This window comes from Bartonella sp. AA18HLJMS (assembly GCF_042197245.1).
In the GTDB taxonomy this organism is placed as follows: Bacteria; Pseudomonadota; Alphaproteobacteria; order Rhizobiales; family Rhizobiaceae; genus Bartonella.
On record NZ_JBHIRP010000007.1, the window covers coordinates 59,127 to 76,138 of the forward strand.

General features: G+C 39.6%; 9 protein-coding genes. 4 read left to right on the forward strand and 5 right to left on the reverse strand.

Annotated elements, in window-relative coordinates; translation table 11 throughout:
* Window positions 1-326: 326 nt before the first annotated feature.
* Window positions 327-1,535, forward strand: coding sequence for an MFS transporter (locus ACFINW_RS05620; RefSeq protein ID WP_375673959.1), 1,209 nt, complete (start codon window positions 327-329; stop codon window positions 1,533-1,535).
* Window positions 1,536-1,965: 430 nt separating this feature from the next.
* Here the strand turns inward: ACFINW_RS05620 and ACFINW_RS05625 are convergent, their stop codons facing one another.
* Entirely contained in the window at window positions 1,966-2,337 is a 372-nt protein-coding gene (locus ACFINW_RS05625) for a helix-turn-helix domain-containing protein (protein WP_375638494.1), read from the reverse strand.
* A gap of 1,762 nt (window positions 2,338-4,099) precedes the next feature.
* The gene (locus ACFINW_RS05630) at window positions 4,100-5,131 is read right to left on the reverse strand and encodes a DUF3472 domain-containing protein (protein WP_375673939.1); all 1,032 of its coding nucleotides are present in this window, start codon (window positions 5,129-5,131) and stop codon (window positions 4,100-4,102) included.
* A 456-nt stretch (window positions 5,132-5,587) separates the two neighbouring features.
* Between ACFINW_RS05630 and clpB the strand changes: the two genes are divergently transcribed.
* Window positions 5,588-8,167, forward strand: coding sequence for an ATP-dependent chaperone ClpB (gene clpB / locus ACFINW_RS05635; RefSeq protein WP_375673941.1), 2,580 nt, complete (start codon window positions 5,588-5,590; stop codon window positions 8,165-8,167).
* A 404-nt stretch (window positions 8,168-8,571) separates the two neighbouring features.
* Here clpB and ACFINW_RS05640 read toward each other — a convergent pair whose 3' ends face one another.
* Together ACFINW_RS05640 and ACFINW_RS05645 are read right to left on the reverse strand one after the other, a co-directional pair.
* Window positions 8,572-8,943 (reverse strand): helix-turn-helix domain-containing protein, encoded by a 372-nt coding sequence (locus ACFINW_RS05640; RefSeq protein WP_375673943.1) that lies wholly within the window; start codon window positions 8,941-8,943, stop codon window positions 8,572-8,574.
* 770 nt (window positions 8,944-9,713) lie between these two features.
* Window positions 9,714-10,085: a helix-turn-helix domain-containing protein gene (locus ACFINW_RS05645; RefSeq protein ID WP_375613820.1), complete on the reverse strand. Its 372-nt coding sequence runs from the start codon at window positions 10,083-10,085 to the stop codon at window positions 9,714-9,716.
* 1,172 nt (window positions 10,086-11,257) lie between these two features.
* On the opposite strand from ACFINW_RS05645, the gene ACFINW_RS05650 reads away from it, so the two are divergent.
* Both ACFINW_RS05650 and ACFINW_RS05655 read left to right on the forward strand, forming a co-directional pair.
* On the forward strand, window positions 11,258-12,493 hold the full coding sequence (locus ACFINW_RS05650; protein ID WP_375673960.1) for an MFS transporter: 1,236 nt from the start codon (window positions 11,258-11,260) through the stop codon (window positions 12,491-12,493).
* Window positions 12,494-13,660: 1,167 nt separating this feature from the next.
* Window positions 13,661-14,056 (forward strand): hypothetical protein, encoded by a 396-nt coding sequence (locus ACFINW_RS05655; RefSeq protein ID WP_375641001.1) that lies wholly within the window; start codon window positions 13,661-13,663, stop codon window positions 14,054-14,056.
* A gap of 1,289 nt (window positions 14,057-15,345) precedes the next feature.
* On the opposite strand, the gene ACFINW_RS05660 is transcribed toward ACFINW_RS05655, so the two are convergent.
* The gene (locus ACFINW_RS05660) at window positions 15,346-15,714 is read right to left on the reverse strand and encodes a helix-turn-helix domain-containing protein (RefSeq protein WP_375673945.1); all 369 of its coding nucleotides are present in this window, start codon (window positions 15,712-15,714) and stop codon (window positions 15,346-15,348) included.
* Window positions 15,715-17,012: the final 1,298 nt, after the last annotated feature.

Consider the following 17,012-nt stretch of genomic DNA (forward strand, 5'->3'; position numbering starts at 1 on the left):
GAAAAATTGGTCATCTAATCAGTATTGCTAACGAAAAAGAAGGGGTGCGTGTTTTTGTGCAAAGAGACGGGGCAGTAAAAAATCGCTTGTTAGTGCTTTGTTGCGTGAAAGTTGTTGGTGCCTTTAGGGTGTAAGGAAGAATTGATCATCTAATCAGTATTGCTAACGAAAAAGAAGGGGTGCGTGTTTTGGTGCAAAGAGACGGGGCAGTAAAAAATCGCTTGTTAGTGCTCTGTTGCGTGAAAGTTGTTGGTGCCTTTAGGGTGTGAGAGAAAAATTGATCATCTAATCAGTATTGCTAACAAAAAAGAGGGGCGCGTGTTTTGGTGCAAAGAGATGAGGCAGTAAAAAATCGCTTGTTGGTGCTTTTGCTGGGTAATGGCGTGGTGTCATTTGGCGGTTGGATTGATTATATCGTGATTTTGACCGTATCTGTGTTCACGTGGAAAGCTGATCAATATGATGTCGCTTTTATTGGAGCGGCAACATTATTACCTGGTATCGTTTTGTCTAAGCCAATTGGAATGTTGGTAAGTCACCGTTCTATGATCCATTGGTTGCGGGCGTCACTGCTGTTACGGGCACTCTGTACTGTCGGTTTATTGATGGCGACGAGTCTGCAAGGATTTATTATACTGGCAGTTATTCGAGCGACATTCAACAGTCTAGCCATGCCTGCAATTTCCGTTCTCAGTGCAAATTCGGTGCCTGAAAACGGACGGACTCGTTACTATTCTGTGCTTAACATGATCAATAGCGCGGCAAAGATGATAGGACCTGCTTTGGGGAGTGCTCTGTCTGTACTTTTATCAGATACCTATACTTTATTGTTTTCTGGATTTTTGACATTGCTAGGCTTTATGGTGTTTTGTTGTCTTGGTGCACAACCTGTCTCGTCGCTCATGATAAAAACAGCGAATACCATAAAATCAAAGCAGAGGCTTTATGGGACAACTTGGTATGCCTATGTGGCGGTGATGTTTGTGTATTTTGCCATGATCTTTATGGTGAATAATCAGTTGCCGGTTATTCTTAGTGCAATGAAAATGAATAAACAGGCTCTTGGGATGCTGGTATCGGCTTCGGCAATCGGTAATTTTCTCTATGGATTTTGGAGTGTGAAACAATCAAAGCATAAACCCCTTACAGGCAAAATATCAGAGTTGTTAATGCCGGCAATGTCAACAATGATTGGTTTTGTCATGATCTCAGTGTGCTTTTTTTACTTTGATTTACTCCGTATTGAGACTTTGTTGCTCTGTTTTTTCCTTATTGGAATGGTTAGCGCTTACTTTTCCATATCTTCTAATGTTTATCTGGTAAGCAATTTCAATGAACAGATTGGATTGGCTTCCGGATGGGTGCAGTCTATACAAAATTTAGCTATGTTGGTGGCGCCGTTTGTTGGAGCGTTTGTTTTAGGTCACACTTCGGCTGGAAAATTGTTCCTTCTTTCTGGATTGAGTGGATTATGCTGTTTATTGGCTATCAGGATATTGCTGAACCGTTCTTTGTTAATTGTTCGATCTCAATGATTGGCTCATCAATAAAACAAATGTTTTAAATCATTTTTCTGAGATTTAGAGGACGTGGAGATAATCCAACATAGAGCAGCTTTTTTGACGTTATAGGTTTAATCTTTGATTTTTACTTAACCGCTCATATTTTTATTTTTTTTCGGGGCTTTGCCTTCTTGACGCTGTTCTACCGTCTCGTAAACGCAATAGGGGGCATGGTTTTGAGTAACAATGTCATTTTTGTTTAACTCCGCTTTGCTACGAATAGCCAAACTTAAAAAACTCAGCTGCCAATCCTTAATCAGCTTGACTTGAAGCAATAATGGAAACAGACAACAAGCTATAGTGTGAATTATCTTATATGCCGTAAAATATCATTCTTGGAGGTATGGTGATATCAGGTATGGGAAACTTTAGGCAGGGGGTATGGTGATTGTTGTGCTTTTGCTTAATCAGAAATCAACCACAAGATTGCTTTTTGTTTTTTCGGCTGGAGGTCTCTAAAATTTTTTAAAAGGGTGTGTTCTTTTTCGCTATAGGTTTCTTGATTGTGGTGTAAGAGAGTTTCTTTTGTTGAAAGATCTTCTTTTGTGGCAATGTCTGCATAAAAAAAGCTTATAGGAACTTCCAGTTTTTGAGCGATTTCCAGTAAACATTTGGCACTTACACGATTTAAGCCTTTTTCGTATTTTTGGATTTGTTGGAAACTGACACCTAAATGGCTTCCTAATTCTTTTTGGGAAAGGCTCATTGAAATGCGTCTGTGACGGATTCTTTTGCCTATCAGAATGTCGATAAAATGTGGATTTTTAGTTGGCACTTCAAGCCCCCCTCCGGTTGCGAGCGCCCTCGCATTGGTATTCCGGGAGGTTGAAAATACTGAGCTCAGTCAGCCTTTTGCTTTTAGTGCTTACCGCACTTGGACATAGCAAAAGCTCCCGGAATTCCGGGATACCCGCAAAGCGGGATAAATTTATGTACTGAGCGTTCGGGTTTTCAACTCCCTATTTGATCGTTGCGTGGACGATCAAAAACACACTTTAAGTGATAAAGTAATTTCAGGAGATTGGCAAGAGAAATGAAAATAATTTCAAAGACTATAAAATTGGGTACTTTTTAAAAAAGTGCGAAATATGGATTATAAATCGCGTCTTTTGCTTAATCAGAAATGTCGATAAAATGTGGATTTTTAGTTGGCACTTCAAGCCCCCCTCCGGTTGCGAGCGCCCTCGCATTGGTATTCCGGGAGTAACAAGTACTGAACCCTAGTCAGCTTTTTGCTTTTAGTGCTTAAAGCACTTGGACATAGCAAAAACTCCCGGAATTCTAAGGATATTCGCAAAAGTGGGCTCAATTGTACGTTAGGGTTTAGGGCTTTTAGTTCCCTGTTGATCGCTGCGTAGACGATCAAACTTACGATATTTATTCATAAGGCAGTTTCAGAAGGTTGGCAAGAAAAATGAAAAATTTTCTATTCTGTTATACCGTAAAACGGCGCTATTTGAAGGAGGAGTGAAGAGCTTGAATATTCATGATAGGGCTTTGATTTGTTGAGCCTGATGAAGTGCTGTCGTTTGAGGAGGGTAGTCTGAAGACTGTAAGGGGACTAGGCAAAAAGCTGGGTTCGTTTTCAGAACAGTGTTTACAGAGCGGTGCGGGGTGGTGATGTGGAAATTTTATTTGGCTGACTTCTGTAATAACGTAAAAGCGTTAAAACGTATATCCGTAAAATGATGCGGAGGATTTGTACTGTGTGTATGCTTTTATCATGGCGTGGAATGTGGTGAGATAAATGGGGGAATACATTTGTGAGTGGAGAGGGGAAAGCTGGGATGAAAAGGGGTGTTAAGTGCGTTTTCTGGAGAAGAGTATGTGGAGAATATTTGGAGGAAGGGCTTATTTGTCTTGTCTGATGAAACAGCATTTTTTGATATGTGGGATAGCCATATGAAATAATCAGCAGGGGAATCTAATAGACAAGAAATCAGATTTTTGCAGAGCAGTGTTTATCGAGCGGTGTGGGGTGGTGAATCTTTCGTTGGCTGTTTTCTGTGAATGTGTAAAAGCGTAAAAATGTGAATCTGTAAAAGTGAAGAGGAGGATTTATGGATTTATGCATTGTGCGTGTTTTGGGGGCACGTTGGGTTTTTGCATGGATGGGGTGAGATAAATGGGGGGAGAACGAGAGCTTATGAATCGAGGAGGGAAGCTGGAATGAAGAGTGCTGTAAGTCGTGAATGTGTGATGGGAGAGAAAAAGGAGTGCGTGGAATGGGAGAGTGCCTATGGACAAGGGGGAGGGTGTGGATAAGAGGCGGGGTAGTGCAGAGGGATGCGTGAAGGGATGGTGTGAGGGTGATAGAAGAGGGAGGTGAGGATTTTATTAAAGGGTGTTGTGGTTTTGAAAGAGGGTGAGAATGGAGAAAATGCGCTGGAAAGTATGATGATGAGGTGAGCTAAAGGGATGAGAGTAGTGCTCGAAAAAATAACTGGGAAAGGGAGCCGTGGTGGGGAAATGAAAAAAACTTCCTCACCCCCATTTATTTTTAAAGGGGAGTGAGGGGCTTATCAAGAAGAAAAAAGTTAGTTTCTTTTCATAATTTTCCAAGTTTTTCCATCAGACATATACATAATCTTTTGACCCGTGGTTATCTTTTGTGTGCCGTGAGTGGTGTGAAGCGTAGAACTGAAAGCCGCTAGATGATCTATAAAGATTGATTTCCACTTAAATGAAGCAGGAGATGGAAAAAAGATATTGGGTGCCCAAGAACGATCTTTTGAACGAATAACGACAAGCTCTTTTTGTTTCAAAACGTTAGAAATTGTTTCTGCAGACAGATCTTTCCCATTGGAAATGGGGACTTCTGGTTTAGCTGTAGGCGAGGCTAAACCTCCAAAGTTGCTTATACTTGTCATACAAAAAGTGAACGTACATGATGTTTGGATGAGGTCAGAATCTCGACACTTTCCTTGATTAGAAACTTTCAGAGTCCCTTCGTGTAGCTTGTTTTGTTTTAAGCCATTAGGATCAAAAAAAATCGAACTTTGCGGACTTAAATCATAACAGGAGGAAAGATGTCTCTTCCAACGAGAATGGTCTTCAACAAAACTTGAAGATTTACGGAGTTTGCCAAATGTATTTGGTACTTCTATGGTCCCAATATTCACTTTTTTACCCGTTGTAAAATCGACTACTTTCGCTGTAACTAGATTCTCATTTTTTTCAACATATAATCGATATCTGCGTCCCATCTCCCATGGAAAGTTAATTTCACATCGTACTCCTGAACCTTCCTGAGTAAAATGCTTACATTTATCACCCTTCCATCCCGTTGCATTCCAGATAGAAAAATGAATGGTACGGCTGCTCCTGTTGAAAAAACCAATTTGTCCACTTTTTCCGTTTTGGAATTCAAATTTATTTCCCCAGAAATAGATGGAGTTAGGCCCACCATCGTAATTTACTTGCTGGGTGAACACAAATAGATCAAATAATGCATTTTCAGGCCATTCATGCTCTATTGTAATAACTTTGCCGGCAAAAACGGCATAGCTTGGTTTACTTATTAGAAGGAATAAAAGTATTAAAATAACCTTTTTTACAGTATGGTACATACTCAAATCCTCTATCTTAATAAAAATAGTGTAACTTTATAAGTATTAAAGCACATATTCAATGTTTTGTTAAGTAAAATTAGAGAAAATACTTTAATGTTTACTCTAAACTATATGCTGTAAAGACTACTTTGTTTAAAGTGTTTTTGCATGCTCCTTTTCTGCTGTTCAAATTTAAGTTTAATGGTGGAATTTAGGGGTGATGGTTTAAAAGGGGGAGTGATGATGGGGGTATAAGAAAAGTTGCGGTTTTTATTTAAAATGATAGCGTATTTTTTTTCTCCCTCTTGCTATGAGGCTTGTAGAAACCCATATTCTTTTTAGCACTATGGTTCTTCTTCTTGCTGCTTTTTTCGCGGTGTTTTTTAGAGGCTGGATAATCCTTTCTGGATGTTTCTTTTGTGGAATATTGGAGAGGTTAAAGTGTGGTGATGGCTTGAGATTTAAGGAAAAAAAATGAACTTGGAAAAATATAGCGAACGCGTGCAGGGTTTTTTACAATCAGCACAAAATAGCGCTCTTGCTTCTGATCATCAGCAGTTTATGCCGGAGCATTTCCTGAAAGTGTTGTTAGACGATTCTCAAGGATTGGCTGCATCGCTTATCCAAAACGCTGGTGGTGATCTTACTCTTATTCAAAAGGCGCTAAAAGAAGCACTTGATGCTTTGCCTAAAGTGCAAGGGGGAAATGGACAGCTCTATCTTTCGCAGCCATTGGCAAAAGTTTTCGCACTGGCTGAGGATATTGCGAAAAAAGCCGGTGATCAGTTTGTGACCGTGGAGCGCATGTTGCAAGCGCTGATCATGGAAAAGACCGCAAAAACAGCCGATATTTTAACAAGTGGAGGATTGACCCCGCAAGCGCTTAATCGGGCAATTAATGCGCTGCGGAAAGGAAAAACAGCAACAAGCCCCCATGCTGAAGGACAATATGATGCCTTGCAAAAATATGCCCGGGATCTCACAAAAGATGCACGTGAAGGAAAACTCGACCCTGTGATTGGGCGGGAAGAGGAAATCCGCCGCACTATTCAGGTGCTTTCACGGCGGACCAAAAATAATCCCGTGTTGATTGGTGAGCCTGGGGTGGGGAAAACAGCTATTGTGGAAGGGTTGGCATTGCGCATTGTTAATGGCGATGTACCTGAAACTTTGCGGGATAAACAGCTTCATGCGTTGGATATGGGAGCGCTTATCGCTGGTGCAAAATATCGTGGGGAATTCGAAGAGCGCCTTAAAGCGGTGCTGGCAGAGGTGCAAGCTGAAAATGGTCAGATCATTTTGTTTATTGATGAATTGCACAATCTTGTTGGCGCTGGAAAATCTGATGGTCCTATGGATGCTTCTAACTTGTTAAAACCTGCTCTTGCACGCGGAGAACTCCATTGTGTGGGCGCTACTACGCTCGATGAATATCGAAAATATGTCGAAAAAGATGCTGCTCTTGTACGCCGCTTCCAACCTGTCTTTGTACCGGAACCCTCTTTGGAAGATACTATTTCTATCTTGCGCGGTATTAAGGAAAAATATGAACAACATCACAAAGTGCGCTTGGCTGATAGTGCTTTGATTGCGGCGGCGCGTTTGTCTAACCGCTATATTACGGATCGCTTCTTGCCGGATAAAGCTATTGACCTTATCGATGAAGCGGCGGCGCGGTTGCGGATGCAGGTCGATTCAAAGCCGGAAGAACTCGATGCTGTTGATCGGCGTATTTTACAGTTGAAGATCGAACGGGAAGCTTTGAAAACAGATGTCGAGCCAACAGCAAAAGAACGTTTGGAAAATGTGCAGGAGGAACTCAAAACATTGGAACAACAGTCCGCTGAGATGACAAGTGCTTGGCAGGCTGAGAAACAAAAATTAGGGCATGCTGCTGATTTGAAAAAACAACTCGAAGAAGCTCGTAATGCTTTGGCTATTGCACAACGTGATGGACAATTCCAACGCGCTGGAGAGCTCGCTTATAGCGTTATCCCTGAACTCGAAAAACAATTGAGTATTGCGGAAAATGATGACCAACAAAATCATCTCGTTGAAGAGACGGTTACTGCTGAACATGTGGCGCGGATTGTTTCACGCTGGACCGGTATTCCTGTTGATCGAATGCTGGAGGCAGAACGGGAGGCGCTGTTGCGGATGGAAGATGAAATTAGCAAACGTGTGATTGGTCAGGGAGAGGCTGTTCAAGCTGTTTCTCGTGCTGTACGCCGCGCGCGTGCAGGGTTGCAAGATCCCAATCGTCCGCTTGGCTCTTTCATGTTTTTGGGTCCTACTGGTGTGGGGAAAACCGAATTAACCAAAGCTCTTGCCGCTTTTCTTTTCCAAGATTCCAATGCCATGTTGCGTATCGATATGTCGGAATATATGGAAAAGCATGCTGGGGCGCGGCTGATTGGGGCACCTCCTGGATATGTTGGATATGAAGAGGGGGGGGTGCTGACTGAAGCTGTACGTAGAAGACCTTACCAGGTCATTCTGTTTGACGAAATTGAAAAAGCACACCCTGATATTTTTAATCTCTTGTTGCAAGTGTTGGATGAGGGACGCTTGACTGATAGTCAAGGACGTACCGTCGATTTTCGTAACACTTTGTTGATTATGACCTCAAATCTTGGTGCTGAGTTTTTAACTGCTTTGCCTGAAGGGCAAACAACCGATCAGGCAAAAAATGATGTTATGAATGTCGTTAAAGCGGCTTTCCGTCCTGAATTTTTAAACCGTATTGATGAGATTATTCTCTTTCAAAGGCTGCAACGTCACGATATGGAAGCTATCGTCGATATTCAGATAGAACATTTGCAAAATTTGCTCAATGAACGCAAAATAACTTTGCAAATCGAGCCAGAGGTGAGAAAATTTCTTGCCGATAAGGGCTATGATCCGCTCTATGGTGCGCGTCCGCTTAAACGGATTATCCAAAAAGAAATTCAAGACCCACTGGCGGAAAATATCTTATTTGGAAAAATTCACGATGAGACAACGGTGAAAATTACAAAACAAGGAGATCGGTTGGAATTTTTGCCTGAAGATTAAGTTTGGAAAAATTCATGGTATAAAGGGCGGTGATAATCCTATTATGTGATAAACACCGCTCTTTGAAGCGTGCTGATTTAGAAAAATTCACGATGAGACAGCGGTATTTTATTGCAAAGCAAAGGGAGTGGCTGGTGTTTTTGCATGTTAAATCAGCGTTTTCGAATATCGTAGGATTCTTTTACTTCTGTTTGTCGTGAAAACTATTTTCTTGCAATGTTATAAGTGAAGTCACAAGCGGGATTGCTTTATTGCTTTGTGCGTAAAAACGTTAAAGAGAAATGCCGTTTATCCGCCGTAAAACATTGCTCTTTGAAGGGGTGTGGGGAGCTGATCTGAATTTGACTTAAGGATGTTTCGTTGTTTGATATATTAACAAATAATGTTGATCGTTGTGCTGTTGCTTAATCAGAGATTAGCCACAAGATTGCTTTTTGTTTTTTTGCTTCGAGCTCTCTAAAGTTTCTCAAAAGGGCGTGTTCTTTTTCGCTATAGGTTTCTTGATTGTGGTGTAAGAGGGTTTCTTTTGTTGAAAGATCTTCTTTTGTGGCAATGTCTGCATAAAAAAAGTTCATAGGAACTTCTAGTTTTTGAGCGATTTCTAGTAAACATTTGGCACTTACACGGTTTAAGCCTTTTTCGTATTTTTGGATTTGTTGGAAACTGACACCTAAATGGCTTCCTAATTCTTTTTGGGAAAGTCCTATTGAAATGCGTCTGTGACGGATTCTTTTGCCTATCAAAATGTCGATAAAATGTGGATTTTTAGTTGGCACTTCAAGCCCCCCTCCGGTTGCGAGCGCCCTCGCATTGGTATTCCGGGAGCCTGAAAGCACTGACCTCGAATCAGCATTTTGCTTTTAGTGCTCATCGCACCTGGACATAGCAAAATCTCCCGGAATCCCGGGACACCCACAAAAGTGGGTTCATTCTTATGTATCGAGGTTTCGGGCTTTCAGTTCCCTATTGATCGTCGCGTATACGACCAAACTCACCCTTTAAGTAATAAAGTAGTTTCAGAAAATTGGCAAGAAAAATCAAAATAATCTCAAAGACTATAAAATTGGGTACTTTTTAAAAAAGTGCGAAATATGGATTATAAATCGCGTTTTTTGCTTAATCAGAAATGTCGATAAAATGTGGATTTTTGGTTTGCACTTCAAGCCCCCCGCTAGGGGCGAGCGCCCTCGCATTGGTATTCCGGGAGTTAAAAACACTGACTTGACTCAGCTTTTTGCTTTTAGTGCCAAAGCACCTGGACATAGCAAAAACTCCCGGAATTCCGGGATACCCGCAAAGCGGGATAAATTTATGTGTCAAGTCTTCGGGTTTTTAATCCCTATTGATCGTTGCGTAGACGATCAAAATTACACTTTAAGTGATAAAGTAATTTCAGAAGATTGGCAAGAAAAATCAAGAATTTTCTATTCTATTATGCCGTAAAACACCGCTCTTTGAAGGGGTGTGGGGAGCTGATCTGAATTTGACTTAAGGATGTTTTATTGTTTGATATATTAGCAAATAACGTTGATCGTTGCTCTTTTTCCTAATCAGAAATCAACCACAAGATTGCTTTTTGTTTTTTCGGCTGGAGGTCTCTAAAGTTTTTCAAAAGAGTGTGTTCTTTTTCGCTATAGGTTTCTTGATCACGGAGTGGGGTATTTTCTTTTGTTGAGATATCTTCTTTTGTGGCAATGTCTGCATAAAAAAAGTTCATAGGAACTTCTAGTTTTTGAGCGATTTCTAGTAAACATTTGGCACTTACACGGTTTAAGCCTTTTTCGTATTTTTGGATTTGTTGGAAACTGACACCTAAATGGCTTCCTAATTCTTTTTGGGAAAGTCCTATTGAAATGCGTCTGTGACGGATTCTTTTGCCTATCAAAATGTCGATAAAATGTGGATTTTTAGTTGGCACTTCAAGTCCCCCTCCGGTTGCGAGCGCCCTCGCATTGGTATTCCGGGAGGTTGAAAATACTGAACCTAAATCAGCTTTTTGCTTTTAGTGCCAAAGCACCTGGACATAGCAAAATCTCCCGGAATTCCGGGATACCCGCAAAGCGGGATAAATTTATGTGTCAAGTCTTCGGGTTTTTAATCCCTATTGATCGTTGCGTAGACGACCAAAATTACACTTTAAGTGATAAAGTAATTTCAGAAGATTAGCAAGAAAAATCAAAAATTTTCTATTCTATTTATGCCATAAAACACTGCTCTTTGAAGGGGTGTGAAGAGCTAGAATATTTGAGGGCAGGCCTTGATTTGTTGAGCCTGATGAAGTGTTGTCGTTTGAGGGGGGTGTCTGAAGACTGTAAGGGTACTAGGCAAAAAGCTGGGTTTGTTTATAGACTATTGTTTATAGAGCTGTGCGGGGTGGTGAACTTTTCGTTGGCTTTGTTCTGTAAAGATGTAAAAGCGTAAAAATGTGAATCTGTAAAAGTGAAGTGGGGGATTTATGGATTTATATATTGTGCGTGTTTTTGGTCACTTTGGGCTTTTGGGGGCGTGGAATGTGGTGCGAGAATTGGGGGAAGTGTCTTCGTGAATGGAAGTTTAGAGGAAGAGTGCTGTTAAGTTGTTAAGTGTGTGATGGGAGAGAAAAAGGAGGAATGGAGGATGAAGAGAGTGCGCATGGATAGGGGGAGAGTGTGGGTAAGGCGGTGTTGCAAAGAGATGCGTGAAGGATGGCGGTTTTTAAGGAGATAGGGCTTGATTTGTCGAGCCTGATGACGTGCTATCGTTTGAGAAGTGGTTGGGTGTAAGCTTTATTTTGTGGGGAAAGTTGCTTTTTATTGTGGGATTGTAGACTAGTGCTGGTTGGGAATTTTCATTTTTTGAGACGTGGGGTGGAGGTCAATGTAATAATATGGAAGATTGTGATCTCATAATTTTTACATTCTTTCTTTTTTTAAAGATATTACTTGATATTAGAGTAAATGCTTATATCAAGAGGAGTATTTCTTTAAAAATTTTTACTTAACTTATTAAGCGATTTATTAGAATAAAAGACTCTTCTGAAGTTCATATCACCAATTGTAGCGAAGGAAGTGTAACTTTAAGTGTAGCAAAGTTTAACATCGGATGGTTGATATGAATTTGTTTTTAAAAAAGAGTCCATTAGCTCTTTTTTGCTCTCTCTTTATTTCCAAAGTTGGTGATTATGCTTATGAAGTTGTTTTTATTTTACTGGTCTTAGAATTAACAGATAACACCTTTTTTACAGGTCTTGTGTATTTTTTTCGATTTATCCCTTTTCTCTTTTTGGGCCCTATAGGAGGTTGGTTAGCGGATAATTTTTCTTTGAAGAAAAATATGATCTTAAGTGAAGTTGTTAGATTATTAGCTTCATTGTTTGTTTTTATAACCACTATAACAGGTACGGCACATATCATTGTTCTTATTTTTGCAGCAATATGTACAACGATAGGAAGAAGTATTTTCCAACCAAGTTTTCAAGCTGCTATTCCCAGAATGTTTTCACTAAAAGATCTTACAAAGGCCAATAGCATTGCTCAAATTATCATGGAAACGGCAGCCGTCATTGGCCCTTTGGTTTGTTCTATACTGCTTTTTTTTGCAAATAAATCGGCAGTACTCATTTTTGATTTTTTTACCTATTTTATATCTATTATCGTGTTATTTAATCTCATGAATTTAAATTCAAGCGAGAATAAATCATTCAATTTTATAAAAATTTATCGAGAAACAGCTTCATATCTTAAATATATTTCTACAGAAAATAATAATTTATTTATTACGCTCGTTGGCTCGTCGTTTGCTATTCTCTTTACGGGTGCTATTTTAAGATTTTTAATTCCAGCTTTTGTTCTTTTTGTGGGGGGAGAGGAAAGCCTTGTGAGTTATATTTTTTCTCTCATGGCTGTTGGAACTATTGTTGGTGGTTTGTTATATAGTAAAATTATATTAAATATTACATCGTTGAAGCTCATGATATTTTGGCTTCTTTATGGGGTTATTCTGTTTGTTATGCCCTTAGCTGCTGGACTTTATTTAAAATTCCTTCTCGTGTTAGCATTTGTTCTAGGATTTATTGGTGCCTTTGTGGATATTGGTTTAGTCTCAGCTATTCAATTATACTCTCGTCGTGAAGATTTTGGTAAGAGCTTTGGAACCTTTTCAACTTTAGCAAACTCTGCGGAAGCAATGTCTGGCTTTATTGCGGGACTTTTGGCACTCATGGGATTGTTAAGCTCTTTTTTAGCTATGTCCGCATTAATTATTTCCACCGGAATTATTGGCGTTGTAAAAATTAAGAAAAATAAAGAGTTAACACCCCTTAACACGACAGTCGATGATGACCATTGATATATTTGATATCTCCATGCCTTTTCTTTTTTCTAAAGACGGTTCGCTCATTATCTTATTCATGAGGTAAAAACACCGCTCTTTGAAGGGGGTGATCTGAAACGAATGAGTGGTCATTGGTGGAAACTTGCTAGGCAAGCATTTGAATTCTTTACAGACCGTTGTTTATAGAGTGGTACGGGGTGGATGAAGCTTTCCTTGGCTTTGTTCTGTAATGATGTAAAAGCGTAAAAATGTGAATCTGTAAAAGTGAAGCGGAGGATTTATGGGTTCATATATTGTGCGTGTTTTTTGTCATGATATGGAGGGGTGAGAAGGATTGGGGGAAGTGTCTTCGTGAATGGAGGGGAAATGAAGGGTGCTGTGCGTTGGTTGGAGAAGAGAGTGTGATTTGAGGGGGATGAAAGAAAGTGAGTGTGGGTAGTGTTAGGATGGTGTGTCTAAGAGGTGGTGGTGCGAACGGATGAAGGGTAGCGTGAGGGGGCATCTTCCCCTTGAGATGGAGAAAGAATGAAAAGAGGTGGAGATAAGCTTGCTTGTGGAATTTAAGTTGTGAAGTGTTTTGTTTTTATCAAATTGTTGCGTGGTGTTTTGGAAATTTCATTCGTTGCTTTGAGGTAGAGCTTCACAATTGTCTCAAAAAACACATAAAACAACTAATGATGAGCGTAAATGAAAAACCAAAAAAGAAACAACATCGGTAAAAATTGGTAGATAGTGGGGGAAAGTCGGGATCTAAATGGCTCGTAAAAGCCTAGATATTCAAACAATAATTATTCTTCGATCAAGTTATAATTTCAATGATATGGGGATAAAAATATCATTTTTATTGCTTGGAAAGTCATCCAAAGTCTGTACTTCTTTACTGATAAATTTGTCTTAAATAATATGTAATGCAACACACCATGAAAGTAAGTATACATATACTATATGTATACTACATGCTTTACATGTGTTTTTTCGTACTTTTAACATATATATTTTGTGTCTTAAACATAAGCTTTGAGTACTATGAGAGATGGTGGTCGTTTTTTTAACAAGCGAGAAAGTGATTAACTAATGCTTGATAGTAAAGCAGTATGTTGTTAAGGCTATTCTTTGAAAGGAGGCTCTTATTTCTGGTGTAGGAGCTTCTCAGAAGAGAATGCAATTAATAGGGGAGTTAAGATGTCAAAATATTTATTTCCGTTACCGCTTGTATTGGTGGCTGGTTGTGCATCTATCAGTAATTATTCATCAAGTTATGTCAGTCCAAATATTCCGAAAGATGATGTAAAATTAATTGCTAACGATTTTGTTCGTAATCTTAAAAAACCTTTACCGCCCGCTACAACAACACTTATTGTGAAAAAAAATAAAACAGAAGACAACTTTACTCCTGTATTTATTGATCTCTTGCGACGGAATGGATATAACGTGATCTATACAGATCAACCAAACAAACAGCAAAATGGTGTAATCTTGACTTATCAAATAACGCCAATAAAGACAGGTATCATGTCTATGGTTTCTTATGATGAGGTTGGAGTAACGCGTTATTATATCCGCACTTATAATCGATGAAACCCCTTTACCGGTTTGTCTCAAAAAAGTAGATAATGAAGAAATGTGTTTCAGGGGAAGTGTTGGGATTGAATTAATCAATAAAAATTTGCAGATATGAAAATTGCATATTCAGATGACAGTTATTCGTCGTCTCGTTTACAATTTCAGTGTTGTAACGAAGAAAGATGTCGTTTTATCTGTTTGCAATCCTTCATGTTCTATCTCAGTTATATAGCGCTTTTATCGTTTCTGTCTTATAGAAAATTATTTTCTGTTCTACGGCTCTATATGCCAATCTAATAGTGAGATCTAAACAATCAAATTCATATGAACTCTTTACAGAAATCTGTTGTTTGAGATTGTTGGAAAGGTATTTTGTTTTTATCAAATTGTCGCGTGGTGGTTTGGGAGTTTCCTTTGGCTGCGTTCTGTAAAGATGTAAAAGCGTAAAAATGTGAATCTGTAAAATGAAGTGAGGGATTTGTGCTTTGTGTGGGCTTTTATCATGGCATGGAATGTGGTGCGAGGATTGGGGGAAGTGTCTTCGTGAATGGAGGAGAAAGTTGGGATGAAGAGTGTTGTTGAAGTGCGTTTTCTGGAGAAGAGTGTGTGGGGAATAGCTGTAAACAGATTGCAGAGCTGATGTGTAAAGAGATGTGAAGAGAGAAAAATTGTGGTTGGCGTTTATATTCTATGCGGAGCTTAACAATTATAGTTGCATCTATATTTGTATGGGGATATCCGTGAAATGGGTGTGAGAAGCATTGAGAGGTGTTTTTTTTTAATAAGTGGGTGAATGAGCAATACAATGAAAGCCTATTTAGAGGGGAAATCCTATTTAGAGGGGAAGCCCATTTAGAGGGATGCCTATTTAGAGGAATGCCTATTTAGAGGGATGCCTATTTAGGAAAAATCCTATTTTAGCTCTTGTTGTTTTAGACATTGTGTTTTGTATGAGGGGCATTTTGCAGAAAAGGTGTTTTGAGGGATGTGGCTCCCTTAAAGAAAAACACAAAAATATCAAAAGAAAAATATAAAAACTTGACAAGGTAAATGTAAAAAGGTATCATAATGATACAATCGGAATTGTGCGTTTAAATCAGATGAGATCTTTTGATAAGATTCTGTGAGAGGGGTGGGGATGTTTTTCCAAGGTTTTGGTGTTTTTATCCTATTTTGAAGTTTGTTATCCTATGATGTCGTAAACCGGTGTCGTAAACCGTTTTTTGAGATGTGGTGGTATCAGGCGGGCAAGGCTTTAGGCTGAGGGGAATATTGGCAACGGATGTCGATTGATGGGCTTTTGCCTAATCAGAAATTAACCACAAGATTGCTTTTTGTTTTTTTGCTTCGAGTTCTCTAAAGTTTTTTAAAAGGGCGTATTCTTTTTCGCTGGTGGTATCTTGATCGTGGTGTAAGGCATGTTCTTTTGTGGGAATATCTGCTGTTAAAAGGTCCGCATAAAAAAAGTTCATAGGAACCTCTAGTTTTTTAGCAATTTCGAGCAAACACCCCGCGCTTACACGATTTAAACCTTTTTCGTATTTCTGGATTTGTTGAAAACTGACACCTAAATGGCTTCCTAATTCCTTTTGAGAAAGTCCCATTGAAATGCGTCTATGGCGGATTCTTTTACCTATTGAAATATCATTGAAATGTGAATTTTTAGTTTGCACTTCAAGCTCCCCTCCGGTTGCGAGCGCCCTCGCATGAGTATTCCGGGAGTTTGAAAGCACTGAGCTCAGCCAGCCTTTTGCTTTTAGTGCTGACAAGCACTTGGACATAGCAAAAGCTCCCGGAATTCCGGGATACCCGCAAAGCGGGATAAATTTATGTACTGAGCGTTCGGGCTTTCAAATCCCTATTTGACCGTTGCGTGGACGATCAAAAACACAGATCAATTCATAAGGCAATTTCAGAAGATTGGCAAGAAAAATCAAAATAATTTCAAAGACTATAAGATTGGGTACTTTTTAAAAAAGTGCGAAATCTGGATTTTTAGTTTGCACTTCAAGCTCCCCTCCAGTTGCGAGCGCCCTCGCATGAGTATTCCGGGAGGTTGAAAGCACTGAACTCAAATCAGCTTTTTGCTTTTAGTGCTGACAAGCACTTGGACATAACAAAAACTCCCGGAACTCCGGGATACCCACAAAGTGGGGTAAATTAACGTTTGAGTTTTCGGGCTTCAACTCCCTATTTGACCGTTGCGTGGACGATCAAAAACACAGAACTATCAATAAAGTAGTTTCAGGAGATTGGCAAGAACAATTAAAAGGTTTGGAAAATGAGAGCATTTTTTTGTATCTTAAAAATTATCTCATTATATTCTTATGCCTTATGCCTTATGCCTTATGCCTTATGCCTTATGCCTTATGCCTTATGCCTTATGCTGTAAAATATTGTCATTTGAGGTAGGGTGAGATGGAGGCATTAGAGGCAAGGATATGCCGTCGAGGGACCTTCAAGCATATCAATAATTCGGGTATATCAATAAGGTGCTTTTTGTGAGAGTGTCTGGATATTGGAGGGTAGGGGTTATCTGTCCGTGTCTGGTGAAACAGTATTCTTTGAGGGGTGGTGAGAGGTGGTTGCCCAAATGCAATATACGCGATAAAAGTGGGATTGTTAACAGACTCTTGTTTATTGAGTGGTGGGTTAGTTTGGAAATTTCGTTTGGCTGCTTTCTGTAAAGATAGAAGAGCGTAAAAACGTGAATCCGTAAAAGTGAAGTGAAGAATTTATGCGTTGTATGCTTTTGTCTTGACATGGAATGGGGGAAAGGACTGGGGAACGAGTCTGCAAATGAATTGGAAAGCTAGGATGAAGCATGTGAAAATTGGCACTGTGGGAGAAGCTTTTTGGTGTGTGTGTGTGAAGCTTTGTCTTTTGGGTGGGGTCTTTGCTTCGAAGCGGAATTGATCGGTATTTGTGGGAGCTTTCGCTCTTTGTGTTGGAGAGGGATGGGTGTAAGAAT